The organism is Mesorhizobium sp. M6A.T.Ce.TU.002.03.1.1 (assembly GCF_003997275.1).
Classification (GTDB): domain Bacteria; phylum Pseudomonadota; class Alphaproteobacteria; order Rhizobiales; family Rhizobiaceae; genus Mesorhizobium; species Mesorhizobium mediterraneum.
The window spans coordinates 57,451-76,678 of sequence record NZ_RZTI01000010.1 but is presented as its reverse complement, the minus strand read 5'-3'; the positions used below and the strand labels follow the sequence as shown (position 1 = coordinate 76,678).

Annotated in this window: 16 protein-coding genes; 12 read left to right on the top strand and 4 right to left on the bottom strand. The window is 61.5% G+C overall.

Features of this window, described 5'->3' with window-relative positions:
• The first annotated feature begins 353 nt into the window (after positions 1-353).
• The 6 genes from EOC93_RS05405 to EOC93_RS05380 all read left to right on the top strand — a co-directional run bounded on the left by EOC93_RS05405 (position 354) and on the right by EOC93_RS05380 (position 6,362).
• Positions 354-752, top strand: coding sequence for a hypothetical protein (locus tag EOC93_RS05405; protein WP_095484313.1), 399 nt, complete (start codon positions 354-356; stop codon positions 750-752).
• A 164-nt stretch (positions 753-916) separates the two neighbouring features.
• Positions 917-1,786 (top strand): glycoside hydrolase family 16 protein, encoded by an 870-nt coding sequence (locus tag EOC93_RS05400; protein ID WP_095484312.1) that lies wholly within the window; start codon positions 917-919, stop codon positions 1,784-1,786.
• Positions 1,787-1,847: 61 nt separating this feature from the next.
• Positions 1,848-3,179: a UDP-glucose/GDP-mannose dehydrogenase family protein gene (locus tag EOC93_RS05395; RefSeq protein WP_095484311.1), complete on the top strand. Its 1,332-nt coding sequence runs from the start codon at positions 1,848-1,850 to the stop codon at positions 3,177-3,179.
• Positions 3,180-3,279: 100 nt separating this feature from the next.
• Positions 3,280-4,740, top strand: a complete 1,461-nt coding sequence (locus tag EOC93_RS05390; protein ID WP_127204065.1) for a GMC family oxidoreductase — start codon at positions 3,280-3,282, stop codon at positions 4,738-4,740.
• Positions 4,737-5,186: a hypothetical protein gene (locus EOC93_RS05385; RefSeq protein ID WP_095484310.1), complete on the top strand. Its 450-nt coding sequence runs from the start codon at positions 4,737-4,739 to the stop codon at positions 5,184-5,186. The genes EOC93_RS05390 and EOC93_RS05385 overlap by 4 nt, the downstream gene beginning before the upstream one ends.
• A 96-nt stretch (positions 5,187-5,282) precedes the next feature.
• Entirely contained in the window at positions 5,283-6,362 is a 1,080-nt protein-coding gene (locus EOC93_RS05380) for a glycosyltransferase (protein WP_095485042.1), read from the top strand.
• Positions 6,363-6,376: 14 nt separating this feature from the next.
• Here EOC93_RS05380 and EOC93_RS05375 read toward each other — a convergent pair whose 3' ends face one another.
• Positions 6,377-7,399 carry a phosphoribosyltransferase family protein gene (locus tag EOC93_RS05375; RefSeq protein ID WP_095484309.1) on the bottom strand — a complete coding sequence of 341 codons (1,023 nt, stop codon included), beginning with the start codon at positions 7,397-7,399 and terminating at the stop codon, positions 6,377-6,379.
• A gap of 38 nt (positions 7,400-7,437) precedes the next feature.
• The gene (locus EOC93_RS05370) at positions 7,438-8,934 is read right to left on the bottom strand and encodes a lipopolysaccharide biosynthesis protein (protein ID WP_095484308.1); all 1,497 of its coding nucleotides are present in this window, start codon (positions 8,932-8,934) and stop codon (positions 7,438-7,440) included.
• A 189-nt stretch (positions 8,935-9,123) separates the two neighbouring features.
• On the opposite strand from EOC93_RS05370, the gene EOC93_RS05365 reads away from it, so the two are divergent.
• The 6 genes from EOC93_RS05365 to EOC93_RS05340 all read left to right on the top strand — a co-directional run bounded on the left by EOC93_RS05365 (position 9,124) and on the right by EOC93_RS05340 (position 16,833).
• A complete protein-coding gene (locus tag EOC93_RS05365) occupies positions 9,124-10,296 on the top strand; it encodes a glycosyl transferase family 1 (protein WP_095484307.1) in 1,173 nt (390 codons plus the stop codon).
• Between the two features lie 25 nt (positions 10,297-10,321).
• The gene (locus EOC93_RS05360) at positions 10,322-11,320 is read left to right on the top strand and encodes a glycosyltransferase family 2 protein (protein WP_095484306.1); all 999 of its coding nucleotides are present in this window, start codon (positions 10,322-10,324) and stop codon (positions 11,318-11,320) included.
• The gene (locus EOC93_RS05355) at positions 11,320-12,270 is read left to right on the top strand and encodes a glycosyltransferase family 2 protein (protein ID WP_095484305.1); all 951 of its coding nucleotides are present in this window, start codon (positions 11,320-11,322) and stop codon (positions 12,268-12,270) included. The genes EOC93_RS05360 and EOC93_RS05355 overlap by 1 nt, the downstream gene beginning before the upstream one ends.
• A complete protein-coding gene (locus tag EOC93_RS05350) occupies positions 12,260-13,228 on the top strand; it encodes a glycosyltransferase family 2 protein (RefSeq protein WP_245461373.1) in 969 nt (322 codons plus the stop codon). The genes EOC93_RS05355 and EOC93_RS05350 overlap by 11 nt, the downstream gene beginning before the upstream one ends.
• Before the next feature lie 57 nt (positions 13,229-13,285).
• Entirely contained in the window at positions 13,286-14,182 is an 897-nt protein-coding gene (locus EOC93_RS05345) for a UTP--glucose-1-phosphate uridylyltransferase (RefSeq protein WP_127204063.1), read from the top strand.
• Between the two features lie 272 nt (positions 14,183-14,454).
• A complete protein-coding gene (locus EOC93_RS05340) occupies positions 14,455-16,833 on the top strand; it encodes a polysaccharide biosynthesis tyrosine autokinase (RefSeq protein ID WP_127204062.1) in 2,379 nt (792 codons plus the stop codon).
• Between the two features lie 308 nt (positions 16,834-17,141).
• On the opposite strand, the gene EOC93_RS05335 is transcribed toward EOC93_RS05340, so the two are convergent.
• Together EOC93_RS05335 and EOC93_RS34605 are read right to left on the bottom strand one after the other, a co-directional pair.
• The gene (locus EOC93_RS05335) at positions 17,142-18,221 is read right to left on the bottom strand and encodes an acyltransferase (RefSeq protein ID WP_127204061.1); all 1,080 of its coding nucleotides are present in this window, start codon (positions 18,219-18,221) and stop codon (positions 17,142-17,144) included.
• 100 nt (positions 18,222-18,321) lie between these two features.
• Positions 18,322-19,228 (bottom strand): AMP-binding protein (locus EOC93_RS34605; RefSeq protein ID WP_245461372.1); only part of this gene is annotated, 907 nt, incomplete at its 5' end.

Here is a 19,228-nt window from a genome sequence, read left to right as displayed (position 1 = left end):
GCGCCATGCCGATCATGTCAACAGGTCCTTACCCCGCTCCAACGTGAAGCGAATTTCCGATTCGCCACACTAAAGCGCGTCGCGTTTGATGAGATTCATGCGACGCGCTTTAGTTCTTGTTCTTATGCATGTCGTTGTCGCAAAACCGCTGCGCACTTTTGCGCAACATGCATTAGGTGGTTGCCTACTCGCTCTGGGGATGGCATGTATGTTGCGGTGCAGCAATTTTGGTTGGCCGTTTGAATCGGCCCGAAAATGTCCCCTGTCAGAGGAGCTGGACGATGCGACAAGATTTTTTCGGCCTGGATGGGCACGGGATTGCCATAGGCCGGCTATGACAGGAGACTGAGCGCATGGCCTCGATATTCGGCTTCAGATCAAGGGATCCGGCTCGAGACAGGCAGACCGACATCTCGCGCCTTGACCGCCTGGCAAAGCTGCTTGATCAGATCGCAGCCGAGGTCGAGGCGGAGAAAAACGGACTTGAGAATCGCTACCGGACAAAGGCCACCAACGCGGCCTTTCTGGTCGAGGCGATGGAAAATGGAGCGGCCTCCTCCAGCAGATCCGCCGAAGTCAGCGAACTGACGAAGTCGATCCTGAATTGCGAGCAGCGCATCGCGGCGCTCGCGCGGCAAAACGAATTGATGAAGGATCTCCGTCATTCGCTGGATGCAATCTTCGATGAAAGCGGTCAGCGTGGCTCGACCACCAAGGCTGATTTCGCCAAGCCGGCCGCCGGCACGGGGTGAACTTCAAAGTTCTGGGTGGCGCCGCAGGCAAGAGGTTTAGTGCCACAGGTCAACAAAGAGGCAGCACAAGGAAGGTGCCGGGAGAAGGTCAAGATCAGCTCGTTTCGTCATGGTTCGAACGTCGACTTTGGGTTGGGGGCACACAGCACAAAGGTGAGTTTGGTATGAACGCGGATCCGAAAAGCACGTCCACCCCAGCAACCGGCGGCAGCCCGCTCACGCGCTCGATCAGGCAAGTGAACCTGAGGCAGCTATGCTCTGGCGGCGCGTTTCTGCTGGTCGCGCTCGGCAGCCTGGTTGCAGGCCCGACCCCTTCCCGTTCGCAGGATATCCCGACTGCGCCATCGTTCGTCGATGATTTCACCAGCTTCGACCGTGCGCGCTGGTACGTTGCCGACGGCTGGACGAACGGCAGCCATCAGAACTGCACCTGGTCCAAAAGCCAGGTCGAGCTTTCCGACGGCATGCTGACGCTCGGTTTCGAAAAGCGGAAGCTGAAGGATCGCGATTTTGCCTGCGGCGAGATCCAGACCAAGCAGCGCTTCGGCTATGGCACCTATGAGGCACGGATGAAAACCGATGCCGGCTCCGGCATCAACGCCGCCTTCTTTTCCTACATCGGCCCCTCCGACAAGCAGCCATGGGATGAAATCGACTTCGAGGTGCTGACCAAGGACACCTCCAAGGTGCAGGTCAACGCCTACATAGCCGGCAAGGGCAACAACGAGAAATTGGTGGATGTAGCGGGCGGCACCGACAAGGCTTTCAATGACTACGCCTTCGTCTGGGAGAAGGACCGGCTGCGCTGGTACGTCAATGGCCAGCTGGTGAACACGATCACCGATCCGGCAAAGCTGCCCAGCCATGCGCAAAAGATATTCTTCAGCCTCTGGGGCAGCGACACGATGAAGGGCTGGCTGGGCCCGTTTTCGGATCCGGGGCGCAAGCTCACCATGCAAGTGGACCGCGTCGCCTTCACGGCGCTCGGCCAGCCATGCCAGTTTCCGGAATCGCTGGCATGCAGCATAAAGTGAAGGCTAATCTGAACCGGCCGGACCGAAAGCGCTCCGAAGCCTTGAACAGGGATGAAACCAAATGAATTTGACGGTCTTTGGAATTGGCTATGTCGGTCTGGTGCAGGCGGCGGTGCTTGCCGAAGTCGGACACCAGGTGGTGTGCGTCGACATCGACGTGAAAAAAGTCGAGCGGCTCAATCAGGGCCTCATCCCGATTTTCGAGCCCGGGCTCGAAAACCTCGTCAAGGAGAACCACGCGGCCGGCCGCATCAAGTTCACCACCGACGCCGCCGCCGCGGTCAAGCATGGCGAAATCCAGATGATCGCCGTCGGCACGCCTCCCGGAGAGGATGGTTCGGCCGACCTCAAATATGTGCTGGCAGTCGCCGAGGCGATCGGCCGGGAGATGGACGCGCCCAAGATCGTCGTCGGCAAATCGACCGTGCCGGTCGGCACCTGCGAAAAGATAAAGGCCAGGATCGCCGCGACGCTGAAGGCGCGGGGTCGCGAGGATCTGGCTTTCGACGTGGCCTCCAATCCGGAATTCCTCAAGGAAGGCTCGGCGGTGGCCGACTGCACGAAGCCCGATCGCATCATCGTCGGCACCAGCAGCGAAAGCACCGAGGCGGTGATGCGTGAGCTTTATGCGCCGTTCAACCGCAACCACGAGAAGATGATCGTGATGGATGTGCGCAGCGCCGAATTCACCAAATACGCGGCCAATTGCATGCTGGCGACCAAGATCAGCTTCATGAACGAAATGGCCAATCTGGCCGAGGAGCTGGGCGCCGACATCGAGGAGGTCCGCAAGGGCATCGGCAGCGATCCGCGCATCGGCTACCATTTCATCTATCCGGGTCTCGGCTATGGCGGCTCGTGCTTCCCCAAGGATGTGCGCGCCCTGATCAAGGCGGCGGAAGGCGTCAAGTTCGATGCCAAGCTGCTGCGCGCGGTCGAGGAGCGCAACAACGAGCAGAAGTCGGTCCTGTTCGACAAGGTGAACCGGTACTTCGAGGGCAATCTGAAGGGCAAGACCTTTGCGCTTTGGGGCTTAGCCTTCAAACCCGACACCGACGACATGCGCGAGGCGCCGGCGCGTGTCCTGATGGAAGCGCTGTGGAAGGCCGGTGCCAAAGTGCAGGCCTACGATCCCGAGGCGATGCAGGAATGCCAGGCCATCTACGGGCTGCGCGAGGATCTCCTCTTGTGCGGGACCAAGGAGGCAGCGCTGCGTGGCGCCGACGCACTCCTGATCGCCACCGAGTGGAAGAGCTTCCGCGCGCCTTCTTTCGACGCGGTGAAGGATGCGTTGACCACGCCGATCATCTTCGACGGCCGAAACCTCTACGACCCGAAGGTCATTGCCCGCCACGGCATCGAATACCACTCGATCGGCAGGATGGCGGCGTGAGGCCCATTCGGGAAAGGCCTATGGCTAGACCGGATCGCACACCAGGGACGGTTACGAAGGCTTTGATGAACGCGCTCGTTTCAACAAAGGGTTTTATCTGATGGTGCTGGGCGTCAGGCCGGAACAGATCGCCAACGAACATTTCGATCTTGTCGCCATCGGTTCCGGTTTCGGTTCGGCGTTCTTCCTGCATGCGTTCGCGAAGCAGCGAAAGGCTCGCGTTCTGGTTCTGGAATGGGGCCGGCACAACACGCATGAATGGCAGATCGACCAGAACGCCAACACCGACATCGACGAAGAGACAACCTACAAGACCAACTCCGATAAGCCGTGGAACTACACGATCGGATTGGGTGGCGGAACGAATTGCTGGTTCGCGCAGACGCCGCGCTTTCATCCGAACGACTTCAGGCTGAAAAGCCTCTACGGCATCGGCAACGACTGGCCGATCAGCTATGACGAGCTCGAGCCGTTCTACTGCGATGCAGAGGACGTCATGTCGATTTCAGGCGACCCCGACATGGCGGCGATGATGCCGCGTTCCAGGCCGTTTCCACAACCACCGCATCACATGTCGACGCCGGACCGGATGATGAAAGCGGCGCAGCCGGACCAGCACTTTGTCGTGCCGACAGCCAGGGCGCGCGTGCCGACCGCGCAGCGGTCTTCGTGCTGCGCCAATTTGCGATGCGGCTTATGCCCGGTCGACGCGAAATTCACCGCCAACAATGGCCTGATGCACGTCTTCGAGCATCCCGACGTTTCGGTCTGCCTTGGCGCGGAAGTGCGCCGCCTCGATCACGTCGGCGGATCGGTCCGTTCGGTCGTGTTCGTGCAGGACGGCAAGGAATATTCGGTCAGCGGCGATCTTTTTATTCTGGGCGCCAATGCCATCCAGAGCCCTGCGATCATGTTGCGATCCGGCCTGTCGGGCGAATTCGTCGGGCGTGGCCTGCACGAATCCTACGGATGGAATTTCGAAGCCTATCTCGACGGTGTCGACAATTTCGATGGCAGCACCATCACCACCGGCTTGAATTTCGGCCTTTATGACGGCGCCCACAGATCGCAGCATGCGGCGGCGCTGGTCTATTTCGAAAACCGCTGGCAGCACGGGATGCGCCCCGAAAAGGGGCGTATCCGTCAGACGCTTCCCCTCATCATTGTCACCGAAAACCTGCTCGAGCCGGAAAATCTCGTCATCCTCGACGAGGATGAAAACGCCTTCGTCAGTTTCAAGGGGGCATCCGACTATGCCGTCAAGGGCATGGCGTGGGCAAAGGAGAAACTGCCGGCGCTTCTGGCCCCGCTGCCGGTCGAAGAGATTTTCGATCGCGGCATCCGGCCGACCGAGTCGCACGTCCAGGGCACGTTGAGGATGGGCTTGAGCCCGGCGGATTCGGTGGTCGACCGGGACATGATCCACCATCAGCTCAGGAACCTGGTCGTCGTCGGCTCGAGCACATATCCAAGCTGTTCCTGTGCCAACCCGAGCCTGACCGCGGCAGCCCTCTCCTTGCGGGCGGCGAGCCGGATAGCGGGAAAGGAAATGGCCGGATGATCAAGGTTTCGCGGCGCGCGGCACTGGCCATCATGGCTGGCGGAGTTGCTTCGACCGGCATCGCCTATGCCGCCGTTTCCTCGCTTTCGGACGAGGACCTGGTGCGCGTCACGCTCGAAAGATATTTCGGCAGGCTGAACATGCGCATCGAACATCTGCAGCAGTTCGTCCTGGAATTCCAGAAGCGGAACCCCTGGATATTTCCAAACAAAAAGCTGGGCGATGCGGTCACTCTGCTTGAAGAGCTGAAATTGGGCGCCGCACGCCGGTTTCTCCCCGACCAGAAAAAAGAAGATCTGAGCCATTTCGACCGCTGGGTTATTGCCGAGTTCCATATGCTGACCGACTATGCCCGGCGCAGTTCGCCAACCGATCCGATCCGATTCACCGGATGGCAGCCATGCACCAATCCGTTCGCCAATTTAGAGATGCAACAGGATGCCTGAAAGCGGGTCGCAAGCCATCACGCGTGAACAAGCCATGCGTTAACAAGCAATGCGTCATCGCTCGTAAACTTGAGAATGCGACAAGGAGCCGAAACCATGAAAGTGCTTTTTGCAGGCGGCAACGGTTACACGCCCCAGTTCAGCGGCGGTGTCCAGTCCAGCACCCATCATCTTGCCGAGCAGTTGCTCGAGCACGGGCATGAGGCGTCGGTGCTCGCCGCCCTGTTTGGCCAAGGCGTTTTCGGCTACAAGGCGCGCGCCAAGATGAAGCTTCTGAGACAGCGCGCGGTCATCGACAGCTATCCGGGCTATCCGGTCGTGCGGGCCTGGTTTCCCTGGGAGGCGGCGGGTTTTGCCGTCGAAAAGCTGAGGCCGGATGTCGCCGTGGTCCAGTGCCACAAGTCGGTTCCGATCGGCAAGGCGCTGCAGGCCGAAGGCGTGCCGCTGGTCGTCTATCTCAGAAACGTCGAGTTCCACGAATTGGGCGGCGATCTGCGCGAGCTGCATTCGGCGCTTTACATCGCCAATTCCGAATTCACGGCGCGCACCTACAAGGCAAAATTCGATATCGATTCGACGGTTATACCGCCGACCATCAATCCCGCACTCTACAGCACGCCGACGACAGGCGAATTTGTCACGCTGATAAATCCCTATGAGGAAAAAGGCTTCGAGCTTGCGGTGCGCGTTGCCGCCGCCTGCTCCGAAATCCCGTTCCTATTCGTTGAAAGCTGGAAGCTTGACGACGATCATCGGGCCCGGATCGAGCAGACGATCGCGCCGCTCGGCAACGTCACGCTGGAGAGCCGGACCAGCGACATGAAAACCGTTTATGGCCGCACGAAAATCCTGCTCGCCCCCAGCAAGTGGGAAGAGGCCTGGGGCCGGGTGGCGTCGGAAGCCCATTGCAGCGGCATTCCCGTCGTCGGCTCGCGTCGTGGCGGCCTGCCCGAAGCGATCGGCTCCGGTGGCGTGGTGCTGGATTACGACGCCCCGCTCGCCGATTGGGTGGCAGTGGTCAGGCGTCTGTGGACCGACAGCCAGGAATATGGGCGGCTTTCAACGGCGGCACGTGCATTCTCCGAGCGACCGGAACTCGATCCGGCTGGTCAGTTCGCGACCTTCTTCTCGATGCTCGACAGGGCGGCACGGCAGCCTTCGCGGCAGGCCGCCTAAGTTCTGAATCGGATTCAAGCAGGTCTTTTGATCCGGCTCTTGAGCGTCTCGTAGCCGCGTTCGCCGAGCAGTGTGCGCGCCACGGTCTTGATTGCCGTCTTGCGCCCGTCAGGCGAACTGATCCCCCGCAATCTGCTGGGAAGGTTGCGTGCCGTCTGTCCTAGTGCCGGAAGCGACAGCGTATCGGGATAAGTTACCAGATGCGTTTCGACGCACAGCACCGGTTTGCCGGAAAGCTTGGCGATCTTGAGGGCCTGCTGGTGCTCGCTCTCGATGAACAGGATGGCGTCGGATTTGCGGTAGAAATCGGCTTTGAAACTGCCATGCACGCCAAGCCGTTGCCGTTCCGCCTTGCTCGGCAGGTCAAGCATGATCAGTCTGTCGTATGCGATGCCATGCTTTGCGAGCCATGCTTCGGTAAGCGCGCGGTATTTCTCGAGCCGGCTGGTGACGAGCCAGCCGATCTTGCGGGTCGGGCCAAACAGAGGCAGTGCTTCGCTCAGGAATTTCTCATAGGCCGGGCCGTCGTCGTTTTCGGCTTCGGTCGGGTCCAGGCAGAGCACGCCGTCAATGTCGACGCAGCATTGCGCGAGGAATTTGTGGTGCATGAAGTTCCATTGGAACATCCTTGGATGCGGCACGACTTCCAGGACGACGTCAGTTTCCTCGTGCTGAGGCAGCAGGCCGAACACCGCGGCAAAGATGAAGTCCGCCTTGATGCCGGCGGCCTCTACCCGGCTGCGCGCCTCGCGCATCGCGGCACCGCCGCTGACGCTGTCGTCGATCACCAGAACCTTGCGCATGTCGGAGGCCTGCCGGTCGAGCGCGGCGCGGCGTTTGGTGACCCCCGAAGTATAGATCTTTCCGGCCAGGAAGCTGTCCAGATCGGTCATCGGGATGTTCGCCGTCAGGCTGAGCAGTGTGGCGGCGAGAATCCCGCTTCGGGGAACGCCGACCACCAGGTCGATGTCGCGCGGCAACCGGTGAAGGTTCCTGACAATCGCATCGTTCATGTCGGAGATCGATCGGTAGTGCATGGGATCAGACCTGCTTCTCGTATGGATGTCCGTGCAAGTTACTTCGCCTCGCTTGGTGCTGCCGCGGGCGCCCGTGCCGGCAGGAGTTTCAGAGCCTCCCGCAATGCTTCGCGGCCGGACGCAAACGCCAGCGCGGTCACGATGGTGATCATGTAGGACAGCACAACCGCGCTCGCCATGGCGACGATGTGCTGTTGCGGCAGCAGCGGCTTGGCAAACCAGATCGCGGCAAGCGCCAGATGCGCGCCAAGCACGAAGGGCGTTGCCGCGCGAAGCATGTGGCTTGCCCGCAGCGGCCCGGTCTTGCCGATATACAGCCACAGGAAAGGTGTTTTGAGATACTCGCTGATCGCATAGGCGATCGCCACCCCCAACGCGCCATAAGGCAGGCCGACCAGGAAGGCCAGCACCGACGTCACGGCCGCTATGATGCCCCAGCGCATGAAATCGCCCGAGCGACCCTGGCTGATGAAAAGCCAACCCGCCGGGTTGTTGAGCGGCTGCAGCAGCCCGGCAAAACCGAGCGCCAGGAAGATGTTGGAACTCTGCCGCCACTGCTCGCCGAGCACAAACGGTATCAGCAGGTCGGACATGGCGGTGGCGAAGGCGACACCGGGAAGTGCAACCAGCAAGATCAGCGGCATGACGCGAAGATAGGCGCTGCGGTAGCGGTCCGGCTCGTCCTTCAGCCTGGAAAGAGCCGGCACCATGACCTTCGACAGCGGATTGGTGATCTGGCTCAACGGAAACAGAAGCAGCTTGTAGGCCCGGTCATAAAGCCCAAGCTGCGCTTCGCCCCAATATTTTCCGATCAGCACATTGTCGAGATTGCGGGCAAAGAAATTGGTGAAATTGAACCCGGTGATGCCGGCGCCGAAATTGATCAGGTCGCTGATGCCATCGACCTTGCGCGGCAGGCTGGGGCGCCATCGCGAGTTTGCCCAGAAGCAAAGTGTGGGCAGCACGGCTGTTGTCAGCGTGCCGGCAAAAAGTGCCCAGTAGGAACGGTCGATGAAAGTCCAGGCGATCGATACGACGAGGCCGGCGACGGCACTTGCGACGTCGATGATGGCCAGGCGGCCGAACTGCATGCGGCGTGTCAGCAGCGCCAGATGCTGGGCGCCCAGCCCATAGGCTATGATCTGCAGCCCAAGCGCTGCCACCAGACCGGCCACCCGCGGCTCGCCGTAGAAAGCGGCGACCAGCGGCGCCGAGCCGGCAAGCACGCAAGCGAGCAACGTGCTGACCGCGACATTGACCCAGAAGAGGTAGTTGATCTCCTCATGCCTTATCCCGCTTTTCTGGATCGTGGCCTGGGTCAGGCCGAAATCCTGGAACAGCGCGATGAAGGCAAGCACCGGTGCGCACATCGCCACCACACCGAAGTCCTGCGGCGACAGCAGGCGCGACAGCACGATGACGGAGACGATCTGCGTCGCAACCCGCACCGATTGCGCCAAAGCCGTGATGATAGCGCCGCGTCCGACCGATCTGCGGAGAGAGCCCTCTGGCGGGTCGAATGCATTGGCTTGCAAATTCAGGGTCCCTGATTTTTGTGCCGGTCCGACGTCCCGACCCGCGCCCGATGCCACCATCAAACTACGGCAATAATTTTGCAGCGCAACAAAAAACGTGGATTTTTGCTACGCTGCACCAAAAATGTTGCGATGCAGCACGAGCTGTACTAGGATTCTTGCGGGCGGGCCAACAGCGGTCGAATTTTCATGCTGCATGTCTTGTACTTGGTACACGACGTCTCCGACCCGGCAGTGCGCCGGCGGATCATAATGCTCAAGGCAGGCGGCGCCCAGGTCACACTGGCGGGCTTCCGTCGGACAGCAAGCCCAATCGCCGAAGTCGAGGGCTTGCAGCCGATCGATCTTGGCGCGACGCGCGACGGCCGATTCGGCCAGCGCCTGGCAGCGGTCACAAAGGCGGCGGTCTCGATCGTCTCGAAACTCGGTTCGATGCCAAGACCCGACCTCATCATCGCGCGCAATCTGGAAATGCTGGCGCTTGCCCGCCGTGCCAGATCGGCGTTCCAGGCAACGGTGCCGATCGTCTATGAGTGTCTCGATATCCATCGCCTGGTGCTTCGCGACGACTTTCTGGGCAAGGCGATGCGCGGCGCCGAACGCTATCTGGCCAGGGATGTAAAGCTCCTGGTGACCAGTTCGCCGGCTTTCATCGCCAACTATTTCAAGCCGTTCGGGCAGATTGCCGCGCCGGTCGAACTGCTCGAAAACAAATATTTCGAGCCTGCCGCGGTTTTGCTGGATGATCGCACAGTGGCGGAGGCCCCCGTCGCTCCGCCTTGGCGGATCGGCTGGTTCGGCGCACTCCGGTGCCGCCGCTCCCTGGAGCTTCTGGCCGAATTTTCCCGACGGCTCGAGGGGCGCTTCGAAATCATCCTCAGAGGCCGTCCGGCGCTTTCCGAATTTCCGGATTTTCACGGTTTCGTCGAATCCGAGCCCTGGCTCTCGTTTGGCGGGCCCTATCGGAACCCCGAGGACATGGCGACGATCTACCGCGAGGTTCATTTTTCCTGGGCCATCGACTTTTTCGAGCAGGGGCTGAATTCCGAATGGCTGCTGCCCAACCGCCTCTATGAGGGCTGCCGCTTCGGCGCGGTGCCGATCTCGATGGGCAACACCGAAACCGGCCGGTTTCTCGACCGACAGGGTATCGGCGTTCTTTTGCCTAAAGCCACGCCCGAGGCGCTCGAAGCCGCCTTGGGCGATATGGAGCAGCATCGTTTCGGGAAATTGCGGGCGTGTGTTCTTGCCCGCAATCCGCGAACCTGGAGCCATGATCGCAGCGATTGCCGAGCGCTCGTCGAGAAGCTTCGCGGGTTGACGGCCGTGCCCGGTCCATATGCCGCCGAGGCACTGGCTTAGGATGGCTAGGGATGGACATGGGCCAATGACGCAAACCGAAATGCTTGCGCCCAGCCTGATCGTGATTCCGTGCCTGAACGAAGCGGCTCACATCGGCGCGCTTGTTGACCAGCTTCGACCAGCAGCCGAGAGGCTCGGTGCCCGGATCGTCGTTGCCGATGGCGGCAGCACGGACGCCACAAGGGCGATCGTGGAGGAGATCGCCGGGAAGGACCCGCGGATCATCCTTCTTCACAATGAAAAGCGCCTCCAGAGCGCGGCGATCAATCTCGCCGTTGCCAGTTACGGCGAAGGGGCTGAGTATCTCATTCGCATCGATGCGCATGGCGGCTATCCCCTGGACTATTGCGATCAGCTGGTCGAGGAGGCGCTGGCCACCGGCGCGGATTCGGTCGTCGTCTCCATGCTGACCAGCGGCAGCGGCACGGTGCAGAAAGCGGTGGCGGCTGCACAGAATTCCAAGCTCGGCACGGGCGGCTCCAAGCACCGGCATCTCTCGGCTGGCGAGTGGGTCGATCACGGCCATCATGCGCTGATGCGGATATCGGCCTTCAAGGCGGTGGGCGGGTATGACGAGACATTCAGCCACAACGAGGATGCGGAACTCGACTACCGGCTCCGTCAGGCCGGCTGCCGGATCTGGATGAGTGGCAAGACGCAAATGATCTATTACCCGCGCTCGTCGCTCGCCGGCCTCTATTTCCAGTATCTCGGCTATGGCCGCGGCCGGGCAAAGAACGTTCTCAAGCACCGCATGATACCGAAGGTCCGGCAGATGGTGCCGCTTCTGGTATTCCCCGTCGTCCTTCTCTCTGCCTTTTTCTTCGTGCATTGGCTGGCGGTCATACCGCTTCTGGTGTGGGCGTCGGTTTGTCTCGGCTATGGCGTATGGACCGCCATCAGCCAGCGCAATCCGGACAGTGCGCTTGCCGGGATTTCGGCAATGGTCATGCATTTCGGCTGGTCCGTCGGCTTTTGGCTGCAACTGCTTGGGCCGCGATCACAGGGTAGGAGGGTGGCGTGATGGGTGTGGCCGACAAAAAACGCAGCATCGACATTTGCGTCTGCACGTTTCGGCGGCCGGAGCTTGCCGACACGCTCCGCTCCATTGCCGCCCTGGATGTGCCTTCGGGGTTCGACATCCGCGTCATTGTCGCCGACAATGATGACGGACCGACGGCCGAGCTGCTGGTGGCGACGCTGGCGGAGACGTTGAAGCTGCCGGTCAGCTATCGTCATTGTCCGGCGCGCAACATCTCGATCGCCCGCAACGCCTGCCTTGACGCCAGCACGTCGGATTTCGTCGCCTTTCTCGACGACGACGAAACGGCATCATCCGGATGGCTCGCCGAACTGGTTGCGACGGCGGAAGTGAGTGGCGCCGCCGCAGTGCTCGGACCGGTGCGGGCGCGCTATCGGCCGGACGCGCCCGACTGGATGCGACGCGGCGATTTCCACTCCACCTTGCCCGTCTGGGTGCGCGGCGAGATCCGCACTGGCTACACCTGCAACGTTCTGCTCAGGATGGGCGCCGACAGCCTGCGCGGCCGGCGATTCAGCCTCGCGCGTGGCCAGACCGGCGGCGAAGACACCGAATTCTTCGACCTTATGGTCAAGGCCGGCGGCCGCATCGCTTTTTCGCCGCAGGCCTGGGTCGACGAAGTGGTGCCGCGCGCCAGAGCCGCATTCGACTGGCTCCGCCGCCGCCGGTTCCGCGTCGGGCAGACGCATGGGCATCTCCTCGGACGCGACGCGAGTGGCCTCGCATTGGTCAGGCAAGTCGGCCTCGCCTCGGCAAAGGCGGTCTTTTGTTTCGCATCGGCAATCCCGGTCGCTATCAATCCCGTGCGCAGGAACCGCAGCGTGCTTCGCGGCATCATGCATGTCGGCGTCGTGAGCGGGCTGGTCGGCGTGCGTGAAATCCGCCAGTATGGCCTGCCCTCGCCGCAGGAAGGGGGCAAGCGTGCAGCCTGACGTCACCTTTATCATTGCCGCCTACAATGCGGAGCTGACCATCGAGCGGGCGATCGCCAGCGCCATCGCCCAGCGTGATGTCAGCGTCGAAATCATCGTCGTCGACGACCAGTCGCGCGACCGGACGCTCGATCTGGCGCGATCCTACCCCGAAGACATCGTGCGTGTTGTCGCACTTGAGCAAAACCGTGGCCCCGGCGGCGCCAGGAATGCCGGCCTTGAGCTTGCCCGCGGCAGATGGGTCGCGGTCCTCGATTCCGACGACGCGGTCTATCCCGGGCGGATCTGCACCATGATTGACCGCGCGGAGAAAGCGGGCGCCGAGATCGCAGTCGACAATCTCCAGGTCGTTCGCGAGGACGGCGTTGCCGAAGAGACGATGTTCCCGGCCGACTATCTGGAGGGCTTGAGTGAAATCTCGCTGGCGGACTTTATCGCCGGCAATGTGGTCTTCGAATCCAGGTTCAATCTCGGCTATCTCAAGCCGATCTTCCAGCGACGTTTCCTGAACGAGAACGGGCTTCGCTATGACGAAGGCCTGATCATCGGCGAAGATTACATCCTGCTGGCCAGCGCCCTGGCCAAGGGCGGCAAATGCGTCGTCGAGCCGACGACCGGCTATGTCTATCATATCCGGACCGGCTCCATTTCCCGCGTGCTCGAACTTCATCACGTCGAGGCGATGCGCAAGGCCGATCTCGTTTTCGCCAGAACTCATTCGATGGACGCAAAGGCCGAGGCCGCTTTCGCAAGGCGCACGCGCAGCCTGCGCAAGGCGGCGTCGTTCCTGTCGCTGGTCCAGCACATCAAGGCGCGGTCCCCGCTCAAAGCGGTGTGGACGGCGCTCAGCGATCCGGCAGCGGTTCGGCATATGGGCATGCCGATCGCCGTCCGGCTGCGAAGGGTGGCGGCGCAATTTGCCGTGGGCGCGGGGGAGGTGAAAGGTGCAGGCAGGTGAAAAACAGTTTCGCGGCCTGCGACAGGTTGAAGTCGATCTCCTCAGAAGGAATTTGCGATGAAGAAAGTCAGGAAGGCAGTCATACCGGTAGCGGGGCTTGGAACGCGATTCCTGCCGGCGACCAAATCGATGCCGAAGGAAATGCTGCCGGTCGTCGACAGGCCTGTCGTGCAATATGCGGTGGATGAGGCGTTCGAAGCCGGCATCGAGCACATTGTCTTCGTGACGGGCCGCAACAAGGCGGTCATCGAGGATTATTTCGACCTGCATCCCGAATTGATCGGGACTTTGGAGCAGACCGGCAAGAAGGCGCAGCTTCAGGCGCTGGAAAGCCTGCTTCCCGTGGCCGGTGCGACGAGTTTCATCCGGCAGCAGTCGCCGCAAGGTCTCGGCCATGCGGTGTGGTGCGCCCGGGAGGTTATCGGCGATGAGCCCTTCGCATTGCTGTTGCCGGACATGGTGTCCTTCGGCGGTCGCGGATGTCTCGCCGAAATCGCTGACCTCTATGCGCAGACCGGCGGAAACGTCATCGCCGTCGAGCGCTGCGATCCGACCGAAACCAGCAAATACGGTATCGTCGGCTGCGGCGCGGATGTCGGCTCGGGTTTCGAGGTGACCGCCATGGTCGAAAAGCCGGCTCCCGCCAACGCGCCGTCGAACTACTACATCAACGGCCGCTACATCCTGCAGCCTGAGATATTCGCGCTGCTCGGCAATCAGCAGCGCGGCGCCGGCAACGAAATCCAGTTGACTGACGCCATGGTCCGCCTTGCGCAGAGCCAGGCTTTCTTCGCCCAGCCCTTCAACGGCCGGATGTTCGACTGCGGCTCGAAAGAAGGGTTCATCCAGGCCAATGTCGCCTTCGCGCTGGCGCGTGACGACATGAAGGGGCCGATCTTCGAGATGCTTCAGGAGTTCGTCCGGTCGCATGAGCGCCGGGTGGAAGCCGCATAAAGCCCATTTTTGGGGAGCATTAGCGTATGAATGGTGACGCAAGACACGCCGATATGTTTGGCCGCCCGGGTTTTCGCGGTGTCCGGCATGAAGCTTGCGGTGCACTTATGCTGATGCCCCCGATCTTGCTCTAGCGCCTGCAAACTAGAGCATCGGACCCAAAACTGGAGACTGGTTTTGGAAGAATCCGGTGCTCAAACAAGAGATAGAGCGGCGGCACAGTTCGACTTGAAGGACCGCCGCTCTAGATGCAAACTAGAATTGGACCGAAGATGAATTATGCCAATTTTCCTCTCGACAAGAGGAAGCCATTGCCGAGTTCGGACGCAGTAAACGCCGAAGATTTCATCGACGTCGAGCGCCTGCTCGCCATGGCAGCAAGGCAGGCAAAGGTGGTTGCGGTATGCGCCGCCATCGGTCTTTTTCTGGGCGTGCTCTATTTGCAGACCACGCCTCCCACCTACATGGCAACGAGCCGCGTGCTAATCGACGAAGGCTTGAACAAGGTCGTTGACGAGGTCTCGGCGGCGTCGGTCAGCATGCAGACCGATTCCGCCATTCTGAGCCAGATCGAAATTCTCCACTCGGCGAGGCTGGCGGCGGTGGTCGTCGACAAGCAGAAGCTCGATCAAAACGACGCTTTCATGAACCCTCCGACGTCGGCCGTGTCGAAGGCCAACGGTTTTGTGCGCGGCGTGATCCGGTACTTCCGTCCCAGCCCCGCTGTGGTGGGCACCACCGACGTTACCCAGCTTGATGCGGCGACGCGTGAGGCGATGATCGCCTCGTCACGCCGCGATTACGCAATCCTCAAACTGCAGAACGAGGTGCAAGCCGAGCGAATCGGTCGAAGCTATGTGATCTCCATAGCCTATCAGGCGACGGATCCTGCGCTCGCGACCGCGATCACCAAAGCCTATGCCGACGCCTATCTCGCCGATCAGCTCGATGCGAGCTTCGATGCGACCGAGCGAGCGGCGGTCTGGCTGCAAGGCCGGCTGACGGAGCTTCGCGAAAGTTCCCAAGGAGCGGCGCTCGCGGTCGAGAAGTTCAGGGCCGAACATGGATTGGCCGTCAATAACAATGGCCAGTTGATCAGCGACAAGCAACTGTCCGACCTCAATGAGCAGCTCATTGAAGCGCAGGCCGATACCGCGCGCGCCAGCGCCCGCTATCAGCAGTACAAGTCGATCGTCGAAAGCGGCTCGGACAACGCATTCAGGGATGCCGCCATATCCGCCGACCAGCCGAGCAGCTCGGTCATTTCGACGCTCAAGACCCGCTATCTCACTGTCGCCAAGCGGCAGCAGGATATCGAAGCCAATTTCGGCGCCGAGCATCCCCAGGCGGTCGCGCTGGCCAAGGAAAAGGCCGACATATCGGCGCAGATTTTCGGCGAGCTGAAGCAACTGACCGAAAGCTATCGCAACGAATACGAAGTCGCTCTCGCGCGCGAGACGGCGCTCCGCGCAAATGTCGCGCTAGCGGCCGGCAAGAGTTCCATCGACAACCAGACGCAGGTCCAGCTGCGCGAGCTGGAGCAGAAGGCAACGGCGCTCTCGACACTTTATCAGACATTCCTTGGCCGCTACGAGGAAGCCTCCCAGCAGCAATCCTTCCCGGTCGGCAAGATCCGCGTCATCTCAGACGCGACGCTGCCGCAGTCGGCGGCAACGCCGCGCACGTCCATCGTGCTGGGACTTTCGCTTGTGCTTGGCCTGATGATGGGGGCCGGGGTCGGTGGCCTGAACGAATTCAGGGAACGGTTCTTCAGGACCGGTGAGGACGTTCGCGATCGCGTCGGCCTCAAATTCCTCGGCTACCTGCCAGTCATTGGCAGCAAGGTCGCCAAGAACGATGACGGTCAGGCGGATGTCAAAACCGCCCAATCACCGTCGGCCGCCGAAAGACGCGCGCGCATGCGGGTCAGCATCGACGCCCCGGCATCGATGTTTTCCGAAACGCTCCGCAGCGCCAAGATTGCCTTCGACGTCGTATTGGAAGGGCAAGGCAGCCGGGTCATCGGCGTGATCTCGGTCCTTCCCGGCGAGGGCAAATCGACCGTGGCGGCGAATCTGGCCGGACTGCTTGCCGCCAACGGCTCCAAAACGCTGCTGGTGGACGGCGACCTGCGCAACCCCGGCCTCAGCCGCAGCCTTGGCATGGAGGCCGAGCAAGGCCTGATGGAAGCGGTGGTGAGCGGGCAGACCTGGCAGTCCGTCGGCAAGATCGACCGACAGACCAAGCTGGCGATCGTCCCGGCCGTCCCGCGCGGTCATTTCTCCCACACAAGCGAGCTTCTGTCGTCGGCCGGGATGCGACGTTTCATCGACAACGCCAAGGAAACCTTCGAGTACATCGTCGTCGATCTGCCGCCGCTCGGCCCCGTGGTCGATGCCAAGGCCTTTGCTCCGCTTGCCGACGGCTTCGTGCTCGTGACCGAGTGGGGGCGCACGCCGCGCGCGATGGTGCAATCCATACTGAGTTCGGAATCCTACATCGCCAACAAGATCGTCGGCGTGGTGTTGAACAAGGTCGATCTGAAGAAGCTGGCGAAGTATGGATCGATCGGCGGCTCGGAGAAATTCTTCGACAGGTATTCGAGCTACTATCTGGAAAAATCGGAAGCGCGGACGAAGGCAAATACCTGAGGCCCGTATAGAATGGATGTTGAGCGGATCGTCGTCCTGTGCGGCGAGGCCGATGCTGGCTGATGCGGCGTGAGCGAACACGGATGCCCTCGAGCAAGGCAATGATCGGCGGCTGGGCATGAAGCGACAGTGTCGACGGGAATGATGTCCTATGCGTGGGTCGATCGCCTCGCTTGACCGCGCCGCGACCGGTCGACACCTAGGAAAGAGGGCTCACCACTTGCAAAGAGCGTGGGCACCATGCTTCGCGCTGCACATTCCACAGCAGCATGTTTGCAGCCACGAACCGGCGTGACACGCCGGCGCGGTTACGCCGCCTTGAGCCGATAGCGGAAGATGGTGTGGTCGAGCAGAAGCCGGACTCGCGGTTCGGCCTCGATGGCAATCAACCAGCTTGCGGCGACCATGGTCGCGCCGACGATGACCACCGAAAGCAGGTATGGCACTCCCGCACGCATCAGGGCGCCGAGAATGGCAGCGCCGACGACATCGTGGATCAGATAGAGAGGGTAGGTCATCAGGCCGATCCGGCGCCAGCCGCGCCAGGAGAGGTCGAGCCGCAACGACCATGCCATCAGGGCGATGGCAACGAGGAAGAAGACGATCGGTGGCGCGTATGGCATCTGCTCTTCGACCTTCACGGTGTGAACATCGACCGAACTGGCGATCTGGAGGACGCAGCCGACGAGAAACAGCGCGCAGAGGACAAGACGGAAAGGCGTCACCGCCTTGAAGCGCATCAGCCAGATCATGACGCCCGTCGCAAAGAAGCACCCATGATGCACCAGCAGCAGGGCGAGCCAACGCGTCTCGGCAAAGGCCGACCAGTCGAGCGGATAATACAGGCACCAGAAGAGCGTGCTGACCATGCCGATCACAATGGCCACGACCTCCATCAGATGGAAGCGGCCCAGCCACAGCAAGGTCCAGACGACGGCGTAAAAGGCAATCTCGATGCCGAGCGTCCAATAGACGCTGTCGACCCAGGGGGAGTAGGGAACGAACAATGCCGTGCGAACGAGCCGGTTCACGGCATCCGTCGGCCAGCTGAGGCCGACGAGGAGCAGCACCGCCGCAGTGACCGGCGCGCAGATCCAGACCGCCGGCGCCAGCCGCTTCACCCTTGCCTCGAAAAACCGCAAGGGGGTTGAGTTTTCGGCGCTGAAGGCGATGACGAAGCCGCTGATGACGAAAAACACTTGGACGCCGACCCATCCGGAGCCGAGCATCTCCAGTTCCGGATGCGGCGGGATGCCGCCGGTGGCCCGTGCCGAAACGCCGGCGGGAAAGGCCCACACCCAGTAACCGTAGTGGTAGAACATCACGAGGACGGCGGCGAGAAATCGAAGAATGTCGACGCCGCCAAATGTGGTTTTTTGCTGAGCCATGCCGTATCGTCGGTGGGCGCCCCGGCAAAACTGTATGGCGATTTGCTGCATTGCACAATAGCCAATTGGCTACCGGCGCGCTGTCGATGGCCAGATGTCTTTACAGGCCGATCCCGCGTCCCTTCAGCACTGCGGTGATTTCGTCGAGAATGACCGGATCGTCGATGGTCGCCGGCATAGTCCATTCTTCCTTGTCGGCAATTTTTTGCATGGTGCCGCGCAGGATTTTGCCGGAGCGCGTCTTTGGCAGGCGCTTGATCGTCACCACCGTCTTGAAGGCGGCGACCGGGCCGATGCGCTCGCGCACTAGGGTGACCACCTCGGTCTCGATAGTGCCGGTATCGCGGTCGACACCCGCATTCAGCACGACGAAGCCGAGCGGAACCTGGCCCTTCATCTGATCGGCGATGCCGATGACGGCGCATTCGGCAACGTCCGGATGCGCGGCCAGCACCTCCTCCATGGCGCCGGTCGACAGCCGGTGGCCGGCGACATTGATGATGTCGTCGGTTCGGGCCATGACGAACAAATAGCCATCCTCGTCCATCATGCCGGCATCCGCCGTCTTGTAGAAGCCGGGGAATTCGTCGAGATAGGCTTGGCGAAACCGGTCATCGGCATTCCACAGCGTCGGCAGGCAGCCGGCCGGGAGCGGCAGCTTGACCACGACATTGCCCAGCGTGCCGCGCTCGACCTCATGACCTCCATCATCGAGCACGCGGATGTCATAGCCGGGCATCGGCACGCCGGGCGAGCCGTATTTCACCGGCAGCAGGCCCAATCCGGCCGGGTTGATCGTCATCGGCGAGCCGGTCTCGGTCTGCCACCAATGATCGATCACCGGCACGTGCAACTTCTGCTCCGCCCATTTGATGGTTTCCGGATCGGCGCGCTCGCCGGCGAGGAACAGCGTGCGGAATTTCGAGAGGTCGTATTTCGGGACGAATTCGCCCTTGGGATCCTGTCCCTTGATGGCGCGGAAGGCGGTCGGCGCGGTGAACAGCGCG

Coding starts and splice junctions, on each gene's coding strand:
- EOC93_RS05405 (WP_095484313.1), top strand. CDS start 354: ATGGCCTCGATATTCGGCTTCAGATCAAGGGATCCGGCTCGAGACAGG.
- EOC93_RS05400 (WP_095484312.1), top strand. CDS start 917: ATGAACGCGGATCCGAAAAGCACGTCCACCCCAGCAACCGGCGGCAGC.
- EOC93_RS05395 (WP_095484311.1), top strand. CDS start 1,848: ATGAATTTGACGGTCTTTGGAATTGGCTATGTCGGTCTGGTGCAGGCG.
- EOC93_RS05390 (WP_127204065.1), top strand. CDS start 3,280: ATGGTGCTGGGCGTCAGGCCGGAACAGATCGCCAACGAACATTTCGAT.
- EOC93_RS05385 (WP_095484310.1), top strand. CDS start 4,737: ATGATCAAGGTTTCGCGGCGCGCGGCACTGGCCATCATGGCTGGCGGA.
- EOC93_RS05380 (WP_095485042.1), top strand. CDS start 5,283: ATGAAAGTGCTTTTTGCAGGCGGCAACGGTTACACGCCCCAGTTCAGC.
- EOC93_RS05375 (WP_095484309.1), bottom strand. CDS start 7,399: ATGCACTACCGATCGATCTCCGACATGAACGATGCGATTGTCAGGAAC.
- EOC93_RS05365 (WP_095484307.1), top strand. CDS start 9,124: ATGCTGCATGTCTTGTACTTGGTACACGACGTCTCCGACCCGGCAGTG.
- EOC93_RS05360 (WP_095484306.1), top strand. CDS start 10,322: ATGACGCAAACCGAAATGCTTGCGCCCAGCCTGATCGTGATTCCGTGC.
- EOC93_RS05355 (WP_095484305.1), top strand. CDS start 11,320: ATGGGTGTGGCCGACAAAAAACGCAGCATCGACATTTGCGTCTGCACG.
- EOC93_RS05345 (WP_127204063.1), top strand. CDS start 13,286: ATGAAGAAAGTCAGGAAGGCAGTCATACCGGTAGCGGGGCTTGGAACG.
- EOC93_RS05340 (WP_127204062.1), top strand. CDS start 14,455: ATGAATTATGCCAATTTTCCTCTCGACAAGAGGAAGCCATTGCCGAGT.
- EOC93_RS05335 (WP_127204061.1), bottom strand. CDS start 18,221: ATGGCTCAGCAAAAAACCACATTTGGCGGCGTCGACATTCTTCGATTT.